The 22,997-nt window shown below is 72.3% G+C and carries 21 protein-coding genes; 10 read left to right on the forward strand and 11 right to left on the reverse strand.

What is annotated here, in order from left to right; translation table 11 throughout:
* Positions 1–49: 49 nt before the first annotated feature.
* Positions 50–508 carry a hypothetical protein gene (locus tag IE308_RS33210; protein WP_190220760.1) on the reverse strand — a complete coding sequence of 153 codons (459 nt, stop codon included), beginning with the start codon at positions 506–508 and terminating at the stop codon, positions 50–52.
* Positions 509–646: 138 nt separating this feature from the next.
* Here IE308_RS33210 and IE308_RS33215 point away from each other — a divergent pair, with 138 nt between their 5' ends.
* The 4 genes from IE308_RS33215 to IE308_RS33230 all read left to right on the forward strand — a co-directional run bounded on the left by IE308_RS33215 (position 647) and on the right by IE308_RS33230 (position 3,309).
* Complete coding sequence (locus IE308_RS33215) at positions 647–985, forward strand: YnfA family protein (protein ID WP_110629646.1); 339 nt, start codon at positions 647–649, stop codon at positions 983–985.
* Between the two features lie 88 nt (positions 986–1,073).
* A complete protein-coding gene (locus tag IE308_RS33220; RefSeq protein WP_190220726.1) occupies positions 1,074–1,850 on the forward strand; it encodes an SDR family NAD(P)-dependent oxidoreductase in 777 nt (258 codons plus the stop codon).
* Positions 1,850–2,005: a hypothetical protein gene (locus IE308_RS33225; protein WP_162655401.1), complete on the forward strand. Its 156-nt coding sequence runs from the start codon at positions 1,850–1,852 to the stop codon at positions 2,003–2,005. Before IE308_RS33220 ends, IE308_RS33225 begins: the two co-directional genes overlap by 1 nt.
* Before the next feature lie 35 nt (positions 2,006–2,040).
* Complete coding sequence (locus tag IE308_RS33230; RefSeq protein WP_190220727.1) at positions 2,041–3,309, forward strand: GNAT family N-acetyltransferase; 1,269 nt, start codon at positions 2,041–2,043, stop codon at positions 3,307–3,309.
* Here IE308_RS33230 and IE308_RS33235 read toward each other — a convergent pair.
* Entirely contained in the window at positions 3,299–4,492 is a 1,194-nt protein-coding gene (locus IE308_RS33235; protein WP_110629643.1) for an RtcB family protein, read from the reverse strand. The genes IE308_RS33230 and IE308_RS33235 overlap by 11 nt on opposite strands.
* Positions 4,493–4,701: 209 nt before the next feature.
* Between IE308_RS33235 and IE308_RS33240 the strand changes: the two genes are divergently transcribed.
* The 3 genes from IE308_RS33240 (at position 4,702) to IE308_RS33250 (ending at position 7,970) form a co-directional block, all read left to right on the forward strand.
* Positions 4,702–5,553 carry a DUF3558 domain-containing protein gene (locus IE308_RS33240; RefSeq protein ID WP_110629642.1) on the forward strand — a complete coding sequence of 284 codons (852 nt, stop codon included), beginning with the start codon at positions 4,702–4,704 and terminating at the stop codon, positions 5,551–5,553.
* 122 nt (positions 5,554–5,675) lie between these two features.
* Complete coding sequence (locus tag IE308_RS33245; RefSeq protein WP_229909322.1) at positions 5,676–6,527, forward strand: DUF3558 family protein; 852 nt, start codon at positions 5,676–5,678, stop codon at positions 6,525–6,527.
* Between the two features lie 117 nt (positions 6,528–6,644).
* Entirely contained in the window at positions 6,645–7,970 is a 1,326-nt protein-coding gene (locus tag IE308_RS33250; protein ID WP_190220729.1) for a DUF2637 domain-containing protein, read from the forward strand.
* A 66-nt stretch (positions 7,971–8,036) separates the two neighbouring features.
* On the opposite strand, the gene lysS is transcribed toward IE308_RS33250, so the two are convergent.
* Positions 8,037–9,785: a lysine--tRNA ligase gene (lysS, locus tag IE308_RS33255; protein WP_110629637.1), complete on the reverse strand. Its 1,749-nt coding sequence runs from the start codon at positions 9,783–9,785 to the stop codon at positions 8,037–8,039.
* Between the two features lie 127 nt (positions 9,786–9,912).
* Between lysS and argS the strand changes: the two genes are divergently transcribed.
* On the forward strand, positions 9,913–11,694 hold the full coding sequence (gene argS, locus IE308_RS33260; protein WP_190220730.1) for an arginine--tRNA ligase: 1,782 nt from the start codon (positions 9,913–9,915) through the stop codon (positions 11,692–11,694).
* A 90-nt stretch (positions 11,695–11,784) separates the two neighbouring features.
* Here the strand turns inward: argS and IE308_RS33265 are convergent, their stop codons facing one another.
* Positions 11,785–12,201: a peptidoglycan-binding domain-containing protein gene (locus tag IE308_RS33265; RefSeq protein WP_190220731.1), complete on the reverse strand. Its 417-nt coding sequence runs from the start codon at positions 12,199–12,201 to the stop codon at positions 11,785–11,787.
* Positions 12,202–12,531: 330 nt separating this feature from the next.
* On the opposite strand from IE308_RS33265, the gene IE308_RS33270 reads away from it, so the two are divergent.
* Both IE308_RS33270 and IE308_RS33275 read left to right on the forward strand, forming a co-directional pair.
* A complete protein-coding gene (locus tag IE308_RS33270; protein WP_190220732.1) occupies positions 12,532–13,284 on the forward strand; it encodes a peptidoglycan-binding protein in 753 nt (250 codons plus the stop codon).
* Positions 13,281–14,066 (forward strand): DUF2690 domain-containing protein, encoded by a 786-nt coding sequence (locus IE308_RS33275; protein WP_190220733.1) that lies wholly within the window; start codon positions 13,281–13,283, stop codon positions 14,064–14,066. Before IE308_RS33270 ends, IE308_RS33275 begins: the two co-directional genes overlap by 4 nt.
* Before the next feature lie 66 nt (positions 14,067–14,132).
* Here the strand turns inward: IE308_RS33275 and IE308_RS33280 are convergent, their stop codons facing one another.
* The 7 genes from IE308_RS33280 to IE308_RS33310 form a co-directional block, all read right to left on the reverse strand.
* Complete coding sequence (locus IE308_RS33280; RefSeq protein ID WP_190220734.1) at positions 14,133–15,350, reverse strand: aminotransferase-like domain-containing protein; 1,218 nt, start codon at positions 15,348–15,350, stop codon at positions 14,133–14,135.
* Positions 15,351–15,426: 76 nt separating this feature from the next.
* Positions 15,427–16,329: an SAM-dependent methyltransferase gene (locus tag IE308_RS33285; RefSeq protein WP_110629631.1), complete on the reverse strand. Its 903-nt coding sequence runs from the start codon at positions 16,327–16,329 to the stop codon at positions 15,427–15,429.
* Between the two features lie 287 nt (positions 16,330–16,616).
* Positions 16,617–17,609: a porphobilinogen synthase gene (gene hemB, locus IE308_RS33290; protein WP_190220735.1), complete on the reverse strand. Its 993-nt coding sequence runs from the start codon at positions 17,607–17,609 to the stop codon at positions 16,617–16,619.
* Positions 17,610–17,727: 118 nt separating this feature from the next.
* A complete protein-coding gene (locus tag IE308_RS33295; RefSeq protein WP_190220736.1) occupies positions 17,728–19,431 on the reverse strand; it encodes a bifunctional uroporphyrinogen-III C-methyltransferase/uroporphyrinogen-III synthase in 1,704 nt (567 codons plus the stop codon).
* Positions 19,428–20,399 carry a hydroxymethylbilane synthase gene (gene hemC / locus IE308_RS33300; RefSeq protein ID WP_110629628.1) on the reverse strand — a complete coding sequence of 324 codons (972 nt, stop codon included), beginning with the start codon at positions 20,397–20,399 and terminating at the stop codon, positions 19,428–19,430. The genes IE308_RS33295 and hemC overlap by 4 nt, the downstream gene beginning before the upstream one ends.
* Positions 20,396–22,150 carry a glutamyl-tRNA reductase gene (locus IE308_RS33305; protein ID WP_190220737.1) on the reverse strand — a complete coding sequence of 585 codons (1,755 nt, stop codon included), beginning with the start codon at positions 22,148–22,150 and terminating at the stop codon, positions 20,396–20,398. Before IE308_RS33305 ends, hemC begins: the two co-directional genes overlap by 4 nt.
* Positions 22,147–22,911, reverse strand: a complete 765-nt coding sequence (locus IE308_RS33310; RefSeq protein WP_110629626.1) for a redox-sensing transcriptional repressor Rex — start codon at positions 22,909–22,911, stop codon at positions 22,147–22,149. The genes IE308_RS33305 and IE308_RS33310 overlap by 4 nt, the downstream gene beginning before the upstream one ends.
* Between the last annotated feature and the right edge of the window lie 86 nt (positions 22,912–22,997).

Consider the following 22,997-nt stretch of genomic DNA (forward strand, 5'->3'; position numbering starts at 1 on the left):
GCGTGGTGCAGAAAGCGTACGACGCAGCGACCACCTCGGCGTGACGGCGTCAGAAGGAGTACGGGTCCCCGGTGTCCAGCACGAGCACCTGCTGCCGGTCGTTGCCCCGGTTGCGGTCGACCGTGCCGCCGCCCCACACCGTGTCGACCAGCAGCCGCACCTCGCTCGGCCGGTCCGCGAGCCGTACCGCCACCGCGATCCGCTCGCCCACCGCGTCCGCCGCCAGCTGACCGGTCCGGCACACCAGCTCCCGCTCCCCCGTCCGCACGCACCCCGGGGGCAGGCTCTGCCGGCCCGCGAGCGGCTCCGACCAGCGCAGCCGTACGGCCGCCTCCGGCACCGGCGACGGCCCGTGGTTGCCCGGCGTCAGCGTCACCTCCATCCGGCCGCCGGTCATCGCCGCCCAGCCGTGGTAGGCCAGGTCGGCCTCCGGCGGGCGCTGGGTTCCCGCCCCGGCGGGCGGGGCCGCCGCCAGCCCGCCGAGCGCCGACAGCGCCGTACCCCACATCACAAGCCTCCGCACGCCGCTCACTCCTCAGCCCATAGGCAGCTCATATGCTTTTTCCGCTTCGTGCGGATATATCCCACGCCGGGGCCGTGGCAGGCGCCGTCCATCAGGTGACACCGCCTGTGCGACGCTGCGGGCATGACGGTCCTGCGCTCCGCCGCCCTGTTCCTCGTCGCCGCGCTGTTCGAGATCGGCGGCGCCTGGCTCGTCTGGCAGGGCGTGCGCGAACACCGCGGGTGGCTGTGGGCGGCCGGCGGCGTCCTCGCCCTCGGCGCCTACGGTTTCGTCGCCACCTTCCAGCCCGACGCCCACTTCGGTCGCGTCCTCGCCGCGTACGGCGGTGTCTTCGTCGCCGGGTCGCTGGCCTGGGGCATGGTCGCGGACGGCTACCGGCCGGACCGCTGGGACGTGACGGGCGCGCTGGTCTGCCTGGCCGGAATGGCCCTGCTCCTGTGGGCGCCGCGCGGGCACGGCTGACCACCCTGCGAAATGCCGGGCCGCCGCCCCGCCCCGGTCACCTACCCTGGTCGGCGGACCGACCGCACATACGCCCGAGGAGTTGCCCATGGCCACCGCCGCCCCCTCCGCCGCCTCCCGCATCGCCGTGGTGACCGGCGCGAGCAGCGGCATCGGTGCCGCCACGGCCCGGCAGCTCGCCGCGGCCGGCTACCGCGTCGTGCTCACCGCGCGCCGCGAGGACCGCATCGAGGCGCTGGCCAAGGAGATCAACGAGGCCGGCGGCTCGGCCACCGCGTACCGCCTCGACGTCACCGACCGGGCGGCGGTCGACGAGTTCGCCACCGCCTTCCGGACGGTCGGCGTGCTGGTCAACAACGCGGGCGGCGCGCTCGGCGCCGACCCTGTCGCCACCGGCGCCCCCGACGACTGGCGCACGATGTACGAGACGAACGTCATCGGCACCCTCAACCTCACCCAGGCCCTGCTGCCCAAGCTGGAGGCGAGCGGCGACGGCACGGTGGTCGTCGTGTCGTCGACGGCCGGGCACGGCACGTACGAGGGCGGCGGCGGCTACGTCGCCGCCAAGCACGGCGCCCACGTCCTCGCCGAGACCCTCCGCCTGGAGATCGTCGGCAAGCCGGTCCGGGTCATCGAGATCGCGCCCGGCATGGTCAAGACGGACGAGTTCGCGCTGACCCGCTTCGGCGGCGACCGGGAGAAGGCGGAGAAGGTCTACGCGGGCGTCGCCGAGCCGCTCACCGCCGACGACGTCGCCGAGACCATCACCTGGGCCGTGACCCGCCCCAGCCACGTCAACATCGACCTGCTCGTCGTCCGCCCGCGCGCCCAGGCCTCCAACACCAAGGTCCACCGGGACCTGTGATGGACGAGGACAGCGACCGCGACGACTGGGAGCGCCGGCGCCTGGAGCAGGAGACCAAGGACGAGCGCAAGGTCTGGTACTTCCTGGCCTACTTCCTCTTCGGCATCCACTTCATCGCGTTCGTGATGATCTACGCCGTCCGGCACGCCAAATAGCCGTGCGGGCACGCCAAGTAGGTTAGACAGTACGGGTGATCAGACACATACCGTTCGACCGGTTGCACAACTCCCGTGACCTGGGCGGCTATCGCACCCCCGACGGCCGCCGGAGGGTCCGCCCCGGACGCCTGTACCGCTCGGACTCCCTCGGCAAGCTGACGCCGGGCACGCCCGACTGGGACCGCTTCCTCGCCCTCGGCGTCGGCACGGTGATCGACCTGCGCCATCCCTGGGAGATCGACGGCCGGGGCCGGATCCCGGCGCACGGCTCCTTCGCCTACCACAACCTGAGCATCGAGCACCGGCCCTACGACCAGGCGGCCCTCGGCCCCGACATCGACCCCGGCCCCTACCTGGCCGAACGCTTCATGGAGGTCGCCGAGGACGGCACCAAGGAGATCCGCCGGGCCCTCGAACTCGTCGCCGAGGCCGCCGAGTCGGACACCCCGCTCGTCTTCCACTGCGCCTCCGGCAAGGACCGCACCGGCGAACTCGCGGCGCTGATCCTCGCCCTGCTCGGCATCGACGAGCCGACGATCACCGAGGACTTCAGCCTCACGGAACTGGCCACCCCGGCCCTGCTGGCCGACTGGCGGGACCGCAACGACGGCCGCTCCCCCGGCTGGCCGGGCTTCGGCCGGGCCCCGGAGGCGGTGATGCGCCTGTTCCTGGCGGCCCTGACGGCACGCTACGGCGGTGTGCGGGCGTACGTCGCCCAGGCCCTCGGCATGGACGCCGACCGCCTCGCGGACACCCTGCGCACCCACCTCCTGGAGCCCCTGCCCGCCCCCGCCCCCTTGACGTACCGCGCGGCGGAGCCCGCCGACGCCCCCGCCCTGGTCCGCCTCCGGGACGGCAACGCCCTGTGGCAGCTGGCCCGCGGCATCGACCAGTGGAAGCCCGGCGAGAAGGACGAGGCCCACTTCCGCCGCGTCATGCGCGAGGGCGAGGTCTGGCTGGCGTACGCCGACGGCCATCTCGCCGGCGCCTGGGAACTGTGGTGGACCGACGAGGCCGCCTGGGGCCCCCGCCCGCCCGAGGCCGGCTACATCCACCGCCTGATGACGACCCCGCACACCGCGCCGGCGGGCACCGGCCGCGCCCTGCTGGCCGAGGCGGAGGCCCGCATCACGGCGACGGGCCGCCCGTACGCCCGCCTCGACTGCCTGTCCACCAACCCCCGCCTGCGCGCCTACTACGAGGCGGCGGGCTACCGGGTGGTCGGCGAACAGCCGGCGAAGACGGACGGCACGGGCAGCCCGTACGCGGTGACCCTGCTGGAGAAGCGGCTCAGCCCTTGACGCAGACGACCTGCTTCAGCTTCGCCACGACCTCCACCAGGTCCCGCTGCTGGTCGATGACCTGCTCGATCGGCTTGTAGGCGCCCGGGATCTCGTCCACGACGCCGGAGTCCTTGCGGCACTCCACGCCCCGGGTCTGCTCCTCCAGGTCCTTGGTCGTGAAGCGCCGCTTGGCGGCGTTGCGGCTCATCCGCCGGCCGGCGCCGTGCGACGCCGAGTTGAAGGACCGGTCGTTGCCGAGGCCCTTCACGATGTACGAGCCCGTGCCCATCGACCCCGGGATGATCCCGTAGTCGCCGGAGCCGGCCCGGATCGCGCCCTTGCGGGTGACCAGCAGGTCCATGCCGTCGTACCGCTCCTCCGCCACGTAGTTGTGGTGGCAGGAGATCTCCTGCTCGAAGGTCGGCTTCGCCTTCCGGAACTCCTTGCGGATCACGTCCTTCAGGAGGGCCATCATGATCGAGCGGTTGTACTTGGCGTACTCCTGCGCCCAGAACAGGTCGTTGCGGTAGGCCGCCATCTGCGGGGTGTCCGCCACGAAGACCGCGAGGTCGCGGTCGACCAGGCCCTGGTTGTGCGGCAGCTTCTGGGCCACGCCGATGTGGTGCTCGGCGAGTTCCTTGCCGATGTTGCGGGAGCCCGAGTGCAGCATGAGCCACACCGCGCCGGTCGTGTCGGTGCACACCTCGACGAAGTGGTTGCCCGAGCCGAGCGTGCCCATCTGCTTGGTGGCCCGCTCCTCGCGGAACCTCACCGCGTCGGCCACCCCGCCGAACCGGCTCCAGAAGTCGTCCCAGCCGGACGTCCCGAAGCCGTGCAGCCGGCCCGGGTCGACCGGGTCGTCGTGCATGCCCCGGCCCACCGGGATGGCCTGCTCGATCCGCGACCGCAGCCGCGACAGGTCACCGGGCAGGTCGTTGGCGGTCAGCGACGTCCTGACCGCCGACATGCCGCAGCCGATGTCCACGCCCACCGCGGCCGGGCACACCGCGCCCTGCATCGCGATGACCGAGCCGACGGTCGCGCCCTTGCCGTAGTGGACGTCCGGCATGACGGCCAGGCCCTTGATCCACGGCAGGGTGGCGACGTTGCGCAGCTGCTGCATCGCCGCGTCCTCGACCGTCGCCGGGTCGGCCCACATCCGGATGGGCACCTTGGCGCCGGGCAGCTCAGTGAAAGACATTGGTTCCTCATTCCCCCGGAAACGACGCAAAAGACTCAGATCGCAAAACCGGCGCCAGGGTCGACGAATGGGACAATGGACCGGCGTCCACGGCTGTGCGTGCGATAGACATTGTGGTCCGGGCCCGCCCCCGCACGCCAAGCGATTAACCGGCGGGGACACCGTCGCCCGGACGACCCGACCGTGGAACCGTCGAGAGGAGCCTCACCGTGCAGCGGAAGGCGTACGTCACATCCGCCACCGCCGCACTCCTCGCGGCGCTGCTGGCCGGCTGCACCGGCGGCTCGGGCAAGGGCGGCGGCACGGACAACTCCAACCCCGGCGAGCCCGACGCGCACAGCGCCCAGGCCCAGCCCGGGAAGTACCGCACGCTGCCGGAGCCGTGCGGCGCGGTCCGCCCGGCCACCCTGGACGCCCTGCTGCCCGGCCTCCCGCAGATCATCGACGAGAAGCAGCGGGAGAAGGCCTACGAGGGCACCGCGATCCTCACCTACGACACCGACCGCAAGGTCGGCTGCCGCTGGAAGGCGGACTCCATCGCCGGCGTCGACCATCTCTACGTCGACTTCGAGCGCGTCGTCAGCTACGACAGCAGCGTCAGCGACGACAGCCAGGCCGAGCAGATCTTCGCCACGCAGGTGGCGGCGGCCGACCTGCCGGAGCCCACGGCCTCCGCCCCGGCCTCCCCCTCCGGCAGCGAGAGCAGCACCTCGGCCACCCCGTCGCCGTCCGCCTCCCGCTCCGGCTCGGCGTCCCCGACCACCACCGGCTCGGCCTCCCCCTCCTCCTCCACCTCGCCCTCCCCGTCCTCCACGGAGGAACTCCAGCCGCGCCTCCTCGACGGACTCGGCGACGAGGCGTTCCTCGACGACCAGCTCACCGGCTCCGGTTCGACGTCCCGGCAGCGCAAGGTGACTGTGGCGTTCCGCACGTCGAACGTGATCGTCACGATCGAGTACGAGGAGCAGCCGACGACCGTCGGAGCCGAGCCGGACAGCAAGGAAATGCAGGACAACGCCCGGAAACTGGCGGCCCAGCTGGCGGATTCGCTCCCCGGCTGATCCGCCCCCGCGCCCGTCCGCCGTCGGCGGGAACCCCGGCCGCGCCGCCCGCTCACCGCGTACCGTGACCTCTCGGACCCGATCCGACCGCAGGAACCACGAGCGTCATGAGTGAAGGAACCATGCAGCGACGAGCCCAGCGAGACCAGCGTGACGACCAGACCGTGCAGCGGACGGGGCGCCTGCGGGCCGCCCTCGTAGGCGCGATCGCCGTACCGGCGATGCTGGTCGCCACCGGCTGCTCCTCCGGCGACTCCGGCTCAGGCTCTGACAGCGACGGCGCCAAGGCGTCCGGCGGTGCGCAGACGTCGTCGTCGGCCTCGGCGAGCCCCACCCCGACCGTGCGGCCGGCGGCCTACGCCACGCTGCCCAAGGTGTGCGGCGTGCTGTCGAAGAAGACGCTGGAAGAGCTGGTCCCGGAGGCCAAGTCCGGCAAGGAGGGCACCACCAGCGACACCTCCACCCGCGCCAACTGCTCCTGGGACAGCCTCGACAACAACGGCGTGAAGGGCTCGCAGTTCCGCTGGCTCAACGTCTCCCTGCTGCGCTTCGAGTCGGACGTCACCCGCGGCGAGGGCGACAAGCTGGCCCACGAGTACTACGAGAAGCAGGTCAAGGACGCCATGGCGGTGGCGGGCGCGAAGAACACCAAGTCGGAGCCGGTCGCCGGGGCGGGCGACGAGGCGACCGCGGTGCGCTACGACCTGAAGAAGAAGGAGGGCGCCTTCAAGCAGCAGACGGTCGTCGCCCGCGTCGAGAACGTCGTCATCACCCTCGACTACAACGGCGCCGGCCTGGCCGGCGACAAGACGCCGAACGCCGACGACCTGACGAAGGCGGCGCAGAAGGCCGCCAAGGAGGCGGTGGCGTCGGTGACCGCGGCCAACACCGGCAAGGGTGGCGGCACCTCCGCGGCCCCCAGCGGCTCCGCGTCTCCGACCGCCTCGGCCTCGGCCTCGGCGAAGAAGAGCTGACCGACCCCTCCTGACCGGCCACTCGTACGCCCCTCGCACGGATGTGCAACCCTGTTCCGCGCAACAGCACGCAATGGGAGGGGAGTACGGGTGGCCGCGCCCATACAACTGACACGGATGCACCGGGTTCTCATCGGCGTGGTCGTCACCGGTGCCGTCATCATCGCGGGCATCGGCTTCGCCGGGTCGTACGCGGCCGTCCGCGAACTGGCCATCAAAAAGGGCTTCGGGAACTTCAGCTACGTCTTCCCGATCGGCATCGACGCCGGCATCTGTGTCCTGCTCGCGCTGGACCTGCTGCTGACCTGGATCCGCATCCCGTTCCCCCTGCTGCGCCAGACGGCCTGGGTGCTCACGGCGGCGACGATCGCCTTCAACGGCGCCGCCGCCTGGCCGGACCCGCTGGGCGTCGGCATGCACGCCGTGATCCCGGTCCTGTTCGTCGTCGCGGTCGAGGCCGCCCGGCACGCCATCGGCCGGATCGCCGACATCACCGCCGACCGCCACATGGAGGGCGTCCGGCTGATGCGCTGGGTGCTCTCGCCCCTGCCGACCTTCCTCCTCTGGCGCCGTATGAAGCTGTGGGAGCTGCGCTCCTACGAGCAGGTCATCAAGCTGGAGCAGGAACGTCTCGTCTACCAGGCCCGCCTCCGCTCCCGCTTCGGCCGCGCCTGGCGCCGCAAGGCCCCGGTGGAATCCCTGATGCCCCTGCGCCTGGCACGCTACGGCGTCCCCCTGGCGGAAACGGCCCCGGCGGGCTTGGCAGCGGCGGGCATAGAACCGGCACTGCTGCCCCCGGCCCCGCAGGTACAGGCCGACCGTCCCCCCGTAGCTGCGGGCAGTCGTGCCGCTGGGGCGGCCCCCGTCCCGCAGAAAGCGGCACCCCTCAGCGGGCAGCGCCCCCAATTGGCCGGCACCCCCGCCGCCGGGCGACCGGACAACGCCCCTGACGCCCCCGGCAACCCGAACGCCGGGCGCCCGGACCCCGGCCCCGAGGAAGACGCCTCCCCCTGGTTCCAGACCCCCCGCGAGGTCGAGTACCACGGCAACTACGACCCCACCTTCGACCCCTCGTACAGCGACCCCTCCTACACCCCGGAGGAGCAGTACGAGCAGTGGTACGAGGAGCAGTACCCCCAGGACCCCGAGCAGGCCGACGTCTCCCCCGAGCAGACCGGCAGCTTCCCCATCCCCGTCGTCCAGGGCGGCCGCACCCGCGAGCTGGGCGAGGGCGGCGGCACCCCCGCCCCCGAGCCGACGGAGGAGGACTACTACCAGGTCTTCCGCCAGTCGATCAACGGCAGCTACCCCACCCCGCGCGAGCTGATCGACAACGTGCAGGCGGAGTTCGGCATCGCCCTCCCCGCGGAGGACGCGAAGCGCATGGTCAACCGCTTCACGAACCGCCACAACGCGCAGCTGGAGGAAGACCACATCGCGTAGACGCGCGCCGGACATGAAGAAGGGGCCCTCCGAAGAGGGCCCCTTTTCATTCACGCACCAGCGGTGTCACTCCCCGAGCAACCGCCGCACCCGCTCCTGCCCCACCGCCAGCAGCAGCGTCGGCAGCCGCGGCCCGGTGTCCCGCCCGACGAGCAGGTGGTACAGCAGGGCGAAGAAGGACCGCTGCGCGGTCTTGATCTCCGGCGGCAGCTCCTTCGGCGTGGCGTCGGCGGAGAACCCGGCCTGCACCTTGGGCACGCCGTACACGAGGTGGGTCAGCCCGTCGAGCGACCAGTGCTCGGCGAGCCCGTCGAGCAGCAGCCGGATCGACTCGCGCCCCTGGTCGTCGAGGGACTTCAGCAGCTCGGCGTCGGGCTCCTCGCGCACGATGGTCCGCTGGTCGGCCGGGACGTGCGTGTTGATCCACGCCTCGGCCTTGTCGTACCGCGGCCGGGCCTCGTCGAGGGAGGACAGTGGGCGCGACGGGTCCAGCTCGGACAGGATCCGCAGCGCCTGGTCCTCGTGCCCGGCGGTGATGTCGGCGACGGAGGCCAGCGTGCGGTACGGCAGCGGGCGCGGCGTCGTCGGCAGGTCACCGGCGGCCGTACGCACCGCGCGGGAGTGCGCGGCGACGTCGGCCGGCAGGGCCGTACCGTCGGCGACCTTGGCGTCGAGGCGGTCCCACTCGTCGTAGAGCCGCTGGATCTCCTGGTCGAAGGCGATCTTGAAGGACTGGTTGGGCCTGCGGCGGGCGTAGAGCCAGCGCAGCAGCTGCGGCTCCATGATCTTCAGCGCGTCGGCCGGGGTGGGCACGCCACCGCGCGAGGACGACATCTTCGCCATGCCGGAGATGCCGACGAAGGCGTACATCGGGCCGATGGGCTGCTTGCCGCCGAAGATGCCGACGATCTGGCCACCCACCTGGAACGACGACCCCGGCGAGGAGTGGTCGACACCGGACGGCTCGAAGATGACGCCCTCGTACGCCCACCGCATCGGCCAGTCGACCTTCCAGACCAGCTTGCCGCGGTTGAACTCGTTCAGCCGGACGGTCTCGGAGAAGCCGCACGGCGTGCAGGAGTACGTCAGCTCGGTGGAGTCGTCGTCGTAGGACGTGACGGTGGTGAAGTCCTTCTCGCAGTTGCCGCAGTACGGCTTGTACGGGAAGTAACCGGCGGACCCGGAGGACCCGTCGTCCTCGCTGGCCGCGCCGGAGCCCTCGGCGGCCTCCAGCTCGGCCTCGTCGACCGGCTTCTGGCCCTGCTGCTTGGGCGCGGCCTTCGGCTTGGTGCGGTACTGGGCGAGGACGGCGTCGATGTCGTGGCGGTGCCGCATCGCGTGCAGGATCTGCTCGCGGTAGACGCCGGAGGTGTACTGCTCGGTCTGGCTGATGCCGTCGAAGTCCACGCCGAGCTGGGCCAGCGACTCGATCATCGCGGCCTTGAAGTGCTCGGCCCAGTTCGGGTACGGCGAGCCGGCCGGGGCCGGGACCGAGGTCAGCGGCTTGCCGATGTGCTCGGCCCAGGCCTCCTCGTCGACCCCGTCGATCCCCTTGGGCACCTTGCGGTACCGGTCGTAGTCGTCCCAGGAGATCAGGTGCCGGACCTGGTGGCCGCGGCGGCGGATCTCGTCGGCGACCAGGTGCGGGGTCATGACCTCGCGGAGGTTGCCGAGGTGGATGGGGCCGGAGGGGGAGAGTCCGGACGCGACGACGACCGGTTTGCCCGGGGCCCGACGCTCCGACTCCTCGATGACCTCATCCGCGAAACGGGAGACCCAGTCGGTGGTCTCGGTGCTCTGAGCCACGATCGGCACGTCCTTCTTTCTGAACGGGTGACACCCCATTGTCACAGACGGCCTCGCGACCGGGAAAACCGCTTTACCCCCCATGGGATACTGGCCGGGACTATCCATCCCCACGAGGAGAACGGCACCCATTCCTATGGCCTCGGTCACGTCCCTCAGCGATTCCGTCCAGCAGCACCTCGCGTCCGCCCTCACGGCAGCCCTGCCGGAGGCCGCCGGCGCGGACCCGCTGCTGCGACGAAGCGACCGGGCCGACTTCCAGGCCAACGGGATCCTGGCGCTCGCCAAGAAGGCCAAGGCGAACCCGCGGGAGCTGGCGACCCAGGTCGTCTCCCAGGTGGTCACGGGTGACGTGATCGACGACGTCGAGGTGTCCGGCCCCGGCTTCCTCAACATCACCATCGCCGACAAGGCGATCACCGAGAACCTGGCCGCGCGGTACGCGGACGAGTCGGGCCGGCTCGGCGTGCCGTACACCGAGAAGCCGGGCACTACGGTGATCGACTACGCCCAGCCGAACGTGGCGAAGGAGATGCACGTCGGCCACCTGCGCTCCGCGGTGATCGGCGACTCGGTGGTGAAGCTCCTGGAGTTCACCGGCGAGAACGTGGTGCGCCGCCACCACATCGGCGACTGGGGCACCCAGTTCGGCATGCTCATCCAGTACCTGGAGGAGCATCCGCACGAGCTGGACCACAAGGCGTCCACCGACGACACCGCGGCCTCCGGCGAGGAGGCGATGTCCAACCTGGACCGCCTCTACAAGGCCGCGCGCAGGCTGTTCGACTCCGACGAGGAGTTCAAGACCAGGGCGCGCCGCCGGGTGGTCGACCTCCAGGCCGGGGACCCGAAGACCCTCGCCACGTGGCAGAAGTTCGTCGACGAGTCGAAGATCTACTTCTTCTCCGTCTTCGAGAAGCTGGACATGGAGATCCGGGACGCGGACATCGTCGGCGAGTCCGGTTACAACGACATGCTCGCCGAGACCTGCCGCCTGCTGGAGGAGTCGGGCGTGGCCGTCCGCTCCGAGGGCGCCCTGTGCGTCTTCTTCGACGACATCAAGGGCCCGGACGGCAACCCGGTCCCGCTGATCGTGCAGAAGTCGGACGGCGGCTACGGCTACGCGGCCACCGACCTGTCGGCGATCCGCGACCGCGTCTTCCACCTGAAGGCCAACGAGCTGATCTACGTCGTGGACGCCCGTCAGTCCCTGCACTTCAAGATGGTCTTCGAGACCGCGCGCCGGGCGGGCTGGCTGAACGACGACGTCAAGGCGTACCAGCTGGCCTTCGGCACGGTGCTGGGCAAGGACGGCAAGCCGTTCAAGACCCGTGAGGGCGAGACGGTCCGGCTGGTCGACCTGCTCGACGAGGCGATCGACCGCGCCACGGCCGTCGTCCGCGAGAAGGACACCCTCGGGCAGCTGTCCGAGGAGGAGATCGCCGAGCGGGGCGCCCAGGTGGGCATCGGCGCGGTGAAGTACGCGGACCTGTCGACGTCGGCGAACCGGGACTACAAGTTCGACCTGGACCAGATGGTCTCGCTCAACGGCGACACGTCGGTCTACCTCCAGTACGCGTACGCCCGTATCCAGTCGATCCTCCGCAAGGCGGGCGAGGTCCGCCCGGCCGCGCACCCGGAGCTGTCCCTGCACGCGGCGGAGCGCGCCCTCGGCATGCACCTGGACGCGTTCGCGGAGACGGTCGCGGAGGCGGCGGCGGAGTACGCCCCGCACAAGATGACGGCGTACCTCTACCAGCTGGCGTCCCTGTTCACGACCTTCTACGACAAGTGCCCGGTGCTGAAGGCGGAGACGCCGGAGCAGGTGGAGAACCGCCTGTTCCTGTCCGACGTGACGGCCCGCACCCTGCACCAGGGCATGGCCCTGCTGGGCATCAGGACCCCCGAGCGCCTCTGACCGCCACCGGCTTCCGGATGTACCGCGGCCCGTCCTCTCCCCCGGGAAGAGGACGGGCCGCGGCCGTTCACCGGGCGGCCGGCCGGGGGCCTACCAGAACTTGCGCAGGTAGGGCCACGAGGAGGGCCCGGGCAGCCCGTCGACGTCGAGCACCTTGCGGCCGTAGTAGGTGTTGACGTCGGTCTGGAACTTCTTCATGGCGGCCTTGGAGTTGGCGCCGAAGACACCGTCGACCGTGCCGGTCGGGTAGTTCATGACCTTCAGGATGCACTGCGCCTCGATGCCCGCCTTGGTGACCTGGGTGGACGAAGGGACGACGGTGTTGCCGCTGTAGTAGCCGGCCTCCTTGTGCCCGTTGACGTTCTTGATCGTGCAGGAGTACGCCTGGGCGGAGACGCCGCCTGCGGTGTGCTGCGGCGCCGCGGAGGCGGCGGCGGGGACGGCCAGGGCGGTGCCGAGGGCGGCCGTGGCGATCAGCAGCGAGACGCGCTTGCGGGTCGCGGTCATGGGCATGTGGTTCCCTTCCCTTCGGTGGGCGGGCCGGCCCGGCGGGCCGGCTCCCCACCGAGATTGCGGGGCGGGCACCCCGTACTTCCACGGTTGCCGCGGAAGTGACGCCCACAGGGGACGTCCCGCCCGTGACCTGCGGGGATGCCCTGTGCCGGGACGGTACGGCGGGACGGTCCGAGCGCGGGGTTGGCCGATTCGGCACGGGTACGGAACCGCGGCCGGGTGTCGCCCGTGGATGCTTGCGTCGACGCCGGTACACAATGCGACCGGGCGCGGGGCCGCTGACCACGGCCACCGCGTCCGGAGCGGAACGCGAGTGGGGGGAACATGTCGCGTTGGAAAGCGCTGCCCGCGGAACTGGATCCACGCGTCCGGCAGTTGGTGGTGCGTCTGCGCCGGGCGAAGGACCACGCCGGCCTGAGCATGCGGCAGCTGGCGGCACGGACGGGCTACAGCGAGAAGTCCTGGGAGCGCTACCTGGGAGGCAGGACGCTGCCACCCCGTGAGGCCGTGACGGAACTGGCCCGGGCCTGCGGCGAGCACCCGACCCGGCTGCTGGCCCTGCACGAGGTGGCGGCGGAGGCCTGGCGGACGGGAGGCGGGAGCGCACCGGCACCCGAACCGCCCGAACCCGCGGAGCCCTCCGGTCACCGGGCGCTGCGCATCGCGCTGGTGGCGGGCACGGCGACCCTGGTCCTCGCGGTGTGCGCGGCGGTCCTGCTGGCGGTACGCCTCACCGGCACCGACCCGGACGAGGCGTCCCCCGCCCGGGCATCCGCACGGCCGCCGGTCCCCGCGTCCCCCTCGGCGCCCATCTACACCTGCCGGCTGACCCGCACCGACGGCCACTGGTACGCGGGCAACAGCCGCACCGAGGACGCCGTCCTGGTCAACGGCCTGGCGGGCCCGGAGGTCGCCGAGGCGCAGTGCCTGCTGCGCCGGGCGGGTTTCTCCCCGGGCGTCATCGACGGCATCTTCGGCCCACGGACCGAGGCGGCGGTACGGCAACTGCAGGCGCGGGCCTCTCTCGTCGTGGACGGCATCGTCGGCCCGCACACCTGGAAGGCCCTGCGCCGATGACCGCACCGCCACCGGAGGCCGCCCGACTGGCGTCGGCCCTGCGGGAGTTACGGACGCGCACGAATCTGAGCATGGCGGCCCTCGCGGCGAAGACCACGTACAGCAAGTCGTCCTGGGAGCGCTACCTGAACGGCAAGTCCCTGCCCCCGCGCGAGGCGGTACAGGACCTGTGCCGCCTCGCGGGCGAACCGGAGGGCCACTGTCTGGCGCTGTGGGAGATAGCGGAGTCGGCGTGGAGCGGCCGCGCGGCGAACGCGACAGTCCCCGCGCCGCCGGAACCCGAAGTCCCGCCACCCGGCCCCCGCGACAGGCACCCCACGCTCATCGCCCTGATCGTCACGGTCTGCGCGATGACGATCGCAGGCGTGACAGCAGGCCTGCTCCTCCTCCCCGACCACCCGGCCCCACACCCCACCGCCACCGCGACCGGCCCCCGCTGCCAGGGCGCCACCTGCGACGGCAAGGACCCGATCGCCATGCTCTGCGCAGCCGCCCCGACCACCCTCGCCACCCACCACACGACCACCGGCGCGTGGCTGGAACTCCGCTACAGCCGGCCGTGCGGCACGGCCTGGGCCCGCATGTGGGCCACCCGCACCGGCGACCGCCTGGAGGTGAGGGCCGCCGCCCACACGGAGGCAGCCCGCGTACCGAACCCCCGGGCGGCGACGTCGTACATCTACACCCCCATGACCCCGACCCGCCCCGGCACCCTGGTCCGAGCCTGCTTCCACCCGGCGGGGGTCAACGGCGAGGAGTGCTTCGACGCCCGCGTGCGCTAGCCGACCCGGCGTCGTCGGTGCCGGCTGAGGACTGGCCGCCGGCCCGCCCCAGGGTCAGCCCCTGGGTCAGCCCTTGAGCCCCGCCCCCAGCCTCCGCAGTCCCTCCCCGATCTCCTCCGGTGTCTGTGTCACGAAGCAGAGGCGGAGGGTGGAGGGGTCGGGGGTGCCGGCGTAGAAGGGGGCGCCGGGGACGTAGGCGACGTTCTGCCGGACCACCTGGGGCAGCAGGGCCGTCGTGTCGTACGTCGACGGCAGCCGGGCCCAGACGAACATGCCGCCCTCGGGGCGGTTCCACGTCGAGCCCTCCGGCAGCGCGTCCGCCAGCCCCGCCAGCATCGCGTCCCGGCGTTCGCCGTACACGGCACGCACCCGTGCCACGTGCGCGTCGAGGACGTCGAGGTAGCGGGCGGCGGCCAGCTGGTTGACCGTCGGCGTGTGCAGGTCGGCCGCCTGCTTGGCGACCGCGCAGGCCCGCCGCAGCGCCGCCGGGGCGCGCAGCCAGCCCAGGCGCAGACCGGGGGCCATCACCTTGGAGAAGGAGCCGAGCAGCACCGTGCGGTCCCGCGCACCGGGGCACGCGGCGATCCAGGGGACGCGCTCACCGTCGTAGCGCAGGTCGCCGTAGGGGTCGTCCTCCAGGATCCACACCCCGCGCCGCGCCGCCACGGCGGCCACCGCGGCCCGGCGCTCGGCGGGCATCGTCCGGCCGGTCGGGTTCTGGAAGGTGGGCACGGTGTAGAAGAGCTTGGGCCGCTCGCGGACCACCAGTTCCTCCAGCGCCTGCGGGTCGGCCCCGTCGGCGTCCGTCGGCACGGCCACGACCCGGGCGCCCGCGAGCCCGAACACCTGGAGGGCGGCCAGATAGCAGGGGTCCTCGACGAGCACGGTGTCGCCGGGTTCGAGCAGCGCGGACGCGAGGAGGGACAGGCCCTGCTGGGAGCCGGTGGTGATCAGCAGGTCGTCCGCGGCCGTCGGCAGCCCGCGCCCCGCGATCCGCTCCGCGAGCGCCGCCCGCAGCGCGGGCTCGCCCTCGGTGGTCGAGTACTGCAGCGACTGCGCGGGCGTCTCCTCCAGCACCGCCCGGAACGCCGCCGCTATCCCCTCCCGGTCGAACAGCTCCGGCGCGGGCAGCCCGCCCGCGAAGTTGATCACCTCGGGCCGCGCGGTGACGGCGAGGATGTCCCGTACGGGTGAGCCCCCGACCGCACCCGTCCGCGCGGCGAGCGGCGGCAGGGGGGCAGCGGGAGCAGGGGCGGGGGCGTCGGTGGCTGCGGGCGTCGTCATGCCCGCAGCCTAGGGAGTTGTGTGCCGCCTACACCTGCTTTTCCGGGATGTGGGACGGCCCCCTCCGCCTCTTCCCTCAGGCCTTCCTGCCCAGCGCCCCGTACACGTTGATGTCCGCGTCCGTCACATCGCCGATGTCCTGGTAGCGCACCCGCTCGATCGGGTCGAGGGACGCCAGGTACGCCGCGTCCGGCTGCTCCGGCACCGGTGCGGCGCCGTCGGGCCGCCAGCGGTGCACCGGTACGACACCGGGCTCCGCCAGTTCCAGCGCGCTCTCGGTGAAGAAGCGCTCGACGTCGGCCTTCGAGCGCAGCACGAAGGTGAACCCGCGCTCGGTGTAGGTGCGTTGGACGGCCCGGATGTTCTCCGGGTTCAGGTCCTCGGTGAGATGGCTGAGCACCAGCCGGCTGCCCGACGGCAGCGCGTCCATCAGCTCCCGCACGATCGGGTAGGCCTCGGCGTCCTCGACGAAGTGCAGGATCGCCACCAGACACAGCGCGACCGGCTCGTCGAAGTCGATGGTCTTCGCGGCCTGTTCGAGGATCTGCGCCGGGTTCCTGAGGTCGGCGTCGATGTAGTCGGTACGGCCCTCGGGCCCGGAGGTGAGCAGCGCGCGGGCGTGCGCGAGGACGACGGGGTCGTTGTCGACGTACACCACCCGGGTGTCCGGGTGGACGCGCTGGGCGAGCTGGTGGACGTTCTCCGCGGTCGGCAGCCCGGTGCCGATGTCGAGGAACTGGCGGATGCCGTCCTCCCGGGCGAGCGTGCCGACGGCCCGGCGCAGGAAGTCGCGGTTGTGCCGTACGTCGAGATAGCCGCGCGGGTTGGCGGCGAGGCCCGCGGCGGCGGCGTCGCGGTCCACGGGGTAGTGGTCCTTGCCGCCGAGGAAGACATCGTAGACGCGGGCCGGGTGCGCCTTGGTGGTGTCGATCCTCCTGCGCAGCTCGGCGGGGTCCTGGCTGAGGGCATCACCGGACATGGACGTCTCCTTCGACGCGCGACCGAACGTGGAGGTGAACAACCTATCCGGGAACGGGACTTGGTGCGCCCGGCAACCGTTCCGCATCCCACCGGCGTCCCGCCCCGCGTCCCGGAACAGCACCGTCACCGCAGGTCGGCGCGCTGGTCGGGGTCCCGGCGTCCCGTCTTCCCCTCCGCCGGTGGCGACGCCCGGCATCCCCGCCGCACCCGCCTGCTGCTCCCCACCCTGGCCACCCTCCCACGCGGGCGGCGCCGCCCGCGTCTTCGGCGGCGCCGACGGACCGCCTACCGCAGCAGCCGCGCCGCCTCCACGGCCCAGTACGTCAGGATGTTCTGCGCCCCGGCCCGCTTGATGCCGGTCAGCGTCTCCAGGATCGCCCGCTCGCGGTCGACCCAGCCCTTCTCGGCGGCGGCCTCGATCATGGAGTACTCACCGGAGATCTGGTACGCCGCCACCGGCACGTCCACCGCGTCGGCGACCCGCGCCAGGATGTCCAGGTAGGGTCCGGCCGGCTTGACCATCACCATGTCGGCGCCCTCCTGCAGGTCGAGGGCCAGCTCCCGCATCGACTCACGCCAGTTGGCGGGGTCCTGCTGGTAGGTCTTCCGGTCGCCCCGCAGCGAGGAGCCGACGGCCTCCCGGAAGGGCCCGTAGAAGGCGGAGGAGTACTTCGCGGTGTAGGCGAGGATCGCGACGTCCTCGCGCCCGATCTGGTCCAGCGCGTCCCGGATGACGCCGATCTGCCCGTCCATCATCCCGCTGGGCCCGACGACATGGGCGCCGGCGTCGGCCTGCACCTGGGCCATCTCGGCGTACCGCTCCAGGGTGGCGTCGTTGTCGACCCGCCCCTGCGCGTCGAGGACGCCGCAGTGACCGTGGTCGGTGGTCTCGTCGAGGCACAGGTCGGACATGACGAGCAGGTCGTCGCCGACCTCGGCCCGTACGTCCCGGATGGCGACCTGGAGGATGCCGTCAGGGTCGGTGCCCGGCGTCCCGACGGCGTCCTTCTTCGACTCCTCCGGCACACCGAAGAGCATGATCCCGGAGACACCGGCCTCCACGGCCTCCGCCGCGGCCTTCTTCAGGCTGTCCCGCGTGTGCTGCACGACGCCGGGCATCGACCCGATCGGCACCGGCTCGCTCACGCCCTCGCGCACGAACGCGGGGAGGATGAAGTCGGCGGGGTGCAGCCGGGTCTCGGCGACCATACGGCGCATGACGGGGGTGGTGCGCAGCCGACGCGGACGCGTACCGGGAAAGGAACCGTACTTCGTCATACCGCCTACGCTACGCCCGCCCCGAGGGCGCAAATGCCGACGCGATGTCGGCGGGGACGCCCTGCCCGGGCCCCGACGAAACGGCGGGCGCCCCCCATCGGGGAACGCCCGCCGCACCTCACGTGGTGGAGCGCCGCTTCCGCGCCCCCGGCCGCCGTTCGCTCGGCCTGGTCACCGGGTCACCGGCCTCCAGGGCCGCCGCCCGGCGGCGCAGCCCGAAGTCGGCCAGCGCCTCCGCCAGCTTGTGGACCGACGGCTCCGGGGCCATGACGTCGACCCGCAGGCCGTGCTCCTCCGCGGTCTTCGCCGTCGCCGGGCCGATACAGGCGATCACCGTCACGTTGTGCGGCTTGCCCGCGATGCCGACCAGGTTCCGGACCGTCGAGGAGGAGGTGAACAGTACGGCGTCGAAGCCGCCGCCCTTGATCGCCTCCCGCGTCTCCGCCGGGGGCGGCGAGGCGCGGACCGTGCGGTAGGCCGTGACGTCGTCGACCTCCCAGCCCAGCTCGATCAGGCCGGCCACCAAGGTCTCCGTGGCGATGTCGGCGCGGGGCAGGAAGACGCGGTCGATCGGGTCGAAGACCGGGTCGTAGGGGGGCCAGTCCTCCAGGAGGCCGGCCGCCGACTGCTCGCCGCTCGGCACCAGGTCCGGCTTCACGCCGAAGGCGATCAGCGCCTTGGCCGTCTGCTCGCCCACCGCGGCCACCTTGATGCCCGCGAAGGCGCGCGCGTCGAGGCCGTACTCCTCGAACTTCTCGCGGACGGCCTTCACCGCGTTGACCGACGTGAAGGCGATCCACTCGTAGCGGCCCGTCACCAGGCCCTTGACCGCGCGCTCCATCTGCTGCGGGGTGCGCGGCGGCTCCACGGCGATCGTCGGCACCTCGTGCGGGACCGCGCCGTAGGAGCGGAGCTGGTCGGAGAGCGACGCCGCCTGCTCCTTCGTCCGCGGCACGAGCACCTTCCAGCCGAACAGCGGCTTGGACTCGAACCACGCCAGCTGGTCGCGCTGGGCGGGGGCGCTGCGGTCTCCGACCACGGCTATCACCGGCCGCCCGCCCTCCGGCGAGGGCAGCACCTTGGCCTGCTTCAGCGTCTGCGCGATCGTGCCGAGCGTCGCGGACCAGGTGCGCTGCCGGGTCGTCGTACCGGCGACCGTGACGGTCATCGGGGTGTCCGGCTTGCGGCCGGCCGAGACCAGCTCGCCCGCCGCGGCGGCCACGGAGTCCAGCGTGGTGGAGACGACCACCGTGCCGTCCGAGGCGCCCACCTCCGTCCAGCACCGGTCGGACGCGGTCCGCGCGTCCACGAACCGGACGTCGGCGCCCTCCGCGTCCCGCAGCGGCACACCCGCGTACGCGGGCACACCGACGGCGGTCGCGACACCGGGGACGACCTCGAAGGGGACACCGGCCTTGGCGCAGGCCAGCATCTCCTCGGCGGCGTACGCGTCGAGCCCGGGATCCCCGGACACCGCACGCACGACCCGCCTGCCGCCCCGCGCGGCCTCCATGACAAGATGTGCGGCATCCCGCTCCGCGGGGACAGCAGCGGTTGTTGACGCGCCGTCAACGACCGCCAGCTGAGGCGTGCCCACGCCCGGAACGGGGTCCGACGACGGATCGTCCGTGCGTACGACGGTCACGCCCTGCCGGGCGTGCGTGCGCACCACGTCGAGCACCTCGTGCTCGGCGACGAGGACATCCGCGTTGGCCAGCGCCTCCACGGCGCGCAGAGTCAGCAGTCCCGGATCCCCGGGTCCGGCACCCAGGAAGGTGACGTGCCCGTGTTCGAGGCCGGCGGGAAGGGTGGTGGGGCTCAATGTGCTCGCTCCCCCATCAGACCGGCCGCGCCCTGGGTGAGCATCTCGGTCGCGAGTGCGCGGCCGAGCGCCACAGCCCCGTCGTGCGTGTCGGGCACGGGACCGGTGGTGGACAGCTGCACCGTGCGCGTGCCGTCGGTGGTGCCGACGACGCCGCGCAGGCGCATTTCCTTGACAATCTGCCCGTCGGCCAGAAGGTCGGCCAGCGCGCCCACGGGGGCACTGCAACCGGCCTCCAGGGCGGCGAGCAGGGACCGCTCGGCGGTCACGGCGGCCCGCGTGAACGGGTCGTCGAGCTCGGCGAGCGCGGCGATCAGCTCCGCGTTGTCCGCGGCACACTCGATCGCCAGGGCCCCCTGGCCGGGGGCGGGCAACACGGTGTCCACCGACAGGAAGTCGGTGACCTCGTCGATGCGGCCGATGCGGTTGAGCCCGGCCGCGGCCAGCACCACCGCGTCCAGCTCGCCGTCGCGGACGTATCCGATACGGGTGTCGACGTTGCCGCGGATCGGGACGGTCTCGATGTCCAGCCCGTGGCCGCGCGCGTACGCGTTCAGCTGCGCCATCCGGCGCGGCGAACCCGTACCGATGCGCGCGCCCCGCGGCAGGTCGGTGAACTTCAGGGCGTCCCGCGCGACGATCACGTCCCGCGGGTCCTCGCGCACCGGTACGGCGGCCAGGACCAGCTCCTCGGGCTGCGTGGTCGGCAGGTCCTTGAGTGAATGAACCGCGAAGTCCACTTCACCCCTGACCAGCGCGTCGCGCAGCGCCGTGACGAACACGCCGGTGCCGCCGATCTGCGCCAGGTGGGCCCTGGAGACATCGCCGTAGGTGGTGATCTCGACGAGCTCGACGGGCCGTCCGGTCACCTGGCTGACGGCCTCCGCCACCTGCCCGGACTGGGCCATGGCGAGCTTGCTGCGCCGGGTGCCGAGCCTCAGTGCCCTTGTTGCATGTGGCTCAGTCATCGTGGCTCTCGGTTCTTCTCGTGGGTGTCCTCGGCCCGGGAGACGGACGCGACCGTCTCGGGGTCGAGGTCGAACAGGGTGCGCAGGGCGTCCGCGTACCCGGCGCCACCGGGCTCGGCGGCGAGCTGCTTGACCCGTACGGTCGGCGCGTGCAGCAGCTTGTCGACGACCCGCTTGACGGTCTGGGTGATCTCCGCGCGGTGCTTGTCGTCCAGCCCGGGCAGCCGGCCCTCCAGCCGCGCGATCTCACCGGCCACGACGTCGGCGGCCATGGTGCGCAGCGCGACGACGGTGGGCGTGATGTGCGCGGCCCGCTGCGCGGCACCGAAGGCGGCGACCTCGTCGGCGACGATACGGCGGACCTGGTCGACGTCGGCCGCCATGGGCGCGTCCGCGCTGGCCTCGGCGAGCGACTCGATGTCCACCAGCCGCACCCCGGCCAGCCGGTGCGCGGCGGCGTCGATGTCGCGCGGCATGGCCAGGTCGAGCAGGAAGAGCACGGGCTCGGGCCGTACGGCCTCGTCGACGGGCTCCGGGCGGCGCCGCTCGGGGATCCGGCCGACGGTCGCCACGGTCGCCGCGAGCGCCCCGATCAGCTCGGCATCGGCCTCGGCGGCACTGCGCGCGTCCTCGCGCCGCTGGACGACGGTGCCCTTGTCGACCCACACGGCGTGCTGCTCCAGCGTCGCCGCGTCCATACCGGCGACGGCGGCCTCCCCCATGACGGAGAAACCGGGCTGCACGGCGGAGAGGTCGAGGGGACAGGCGTCGTCGTCGCCGGAGCTTGGGGCGGCCGAGTCCGTCAAGCCGCGGGCATTCGTGCCGCCCAGGGCGGCACGGGTGGGCGCGGGCGGCACCTCGCCGGCGCCGAGTGGCGCGTCCGACCCCCGCCCCGCACCAGCGTCCGGCAACCGTCCACCGACAGCCGCGGCAACCGCCTCAGCGGTCAGCACAAGCCCCGTCGCACCGGTGCACGACACCGCAACGTCGGCACGTGTCAGCTCCACCGCCACCGACTCCATCGGCACGGCCCGGGCCACGACCTCCGCGTCCTCGGCCTGGTTCAGGATCTCCGCCAGCCGCTCGGCCCGCTCGAAGGTCCGGTTGGCCACGACGATCTCGGCGATCCCGGCCCGCGCCAGCGTCGCCGCCGCCAGCGACGACATGGACCCGGCGCCGATGACCAGCGCCTTCTTCCCCGCGGCCCACGCCGGTACGTCCCCGCCCCGGGCGAGCTGCTGCAGGCCGAACGTGACCAGGGACTGGCCCGCCCGGTCGATACCGGTCTCGGAGTGCGCCCGCTTGCCGACCCTGAGCGCCTGCTGGAACAGGTCGTTCAGCAGCCGGCCCGCGGTGTGCAGGTCCTGCGCCGTGGCCAGGGAGTCCTTGATCTGCCCGAGGATCTGCCCCTCGCCGACGACCATGGAGTCCAGCCCGCACGCCACCGAGAACAGGTGGTGCACGGCCCGGTCCTCGTAGTGCACGTAGAGATAGGGAGTGAGCTCCTCCAGGCCCACCCCGCTGTGCTGGGCGAGCAGCGTGGACAGCTCGGCGACACCGGCGTGGAACTTGTCCACGTCGGCGTACAGCTCGATGCGGTTGCAGGTGGCGAGCACCGCGGCCTCGGCGGCCGGTTCGGCGGCGACCGTGTCCTGCAGCAGCTTGACCTGCGCGTCCGGGCTCAGCGACGCCCGCTCCAGCACGCTGACCGGGGCGCTGCGGTGGCTCAGCCCTACGACGAGGAGACTCATGCCGGCATCACGGCGGGTACGTCCCCGTCGGGCCCCTGATCGGCGGAGTCGCCGCGGGTGGCGGCGGCCGGTACGGCGGCTGCCTCGGCCGCGGCCTCCTCGCCGGCCTTGCGCTGCTCGTGGAAGGCGAGGATCTGCAGCTCGATGGAGAGGTCGACCTTGCGCACGTCGACGCCGTCGGGCACGGACAGCACGGTCGGCGCGAAGTTCAGGATGGAGGTCACACCGGCGGCCACGAGCCGGTCGCAGACCTGCTGGGCGGCACCGGCGGGGGTGGCGATCACGCCGATGGACACGCCGTTGTCCTGGATGATCTTCTCCAGGTCGTCGGTGTGCTGCACGGGGATCCCCGCGACCGGCTTGCCGGTCAGCGCCGGGTCGGCGTCTATCAGCGCGGCGACCCTAAAGCCGCGGGAGGCGAAGCCGCCGTAGTTGGCGAGGGCGGCGCCGAGGTTGCCGATACCGACGATCACAACCGGCCAGTCCTGGGTGAGCCCCAGTTCGCGGGAGATCTGGTAGACGAGATACTCGACGTCGTAGCCGACGCCCCGGGTCCCGTAGGAGCCGAGGTAGGAGAAGTCCTTGCGCAGCTTCGCGGAGTTGACCCCCGCCGCCGCCGCGAGCTCCTCGGAGGAGACCGTGGGGACCGAGCGCTCCGACAGCGCGGTCAGGGCTCGGAGGTACAGCGGAAGCCGGGCGACGGTGGCCTCGGGGATCCCTCGGCTACGGGTCGCCGGTCGGTGAGTTCGGCCAGTTGCCACGGTGCTCCTGCGGGTAGAGCGGGGCTGCAGGCGGTCGTACGTCCCCAGACCGCCCCGTCGACAGCAGGCTATGTCTTTGTGAACGC

The sequence above is a fragment of the Streptomyces griseosporeus genome, from assembly GCF_014656055.1.
Taxonomy (GTDB): Bacteria; Actinomycetota; Actinomycetes; order Streptomycetales; family Streptomycetaceae; genus Streptomyces; species Streptomyces griseosporeus.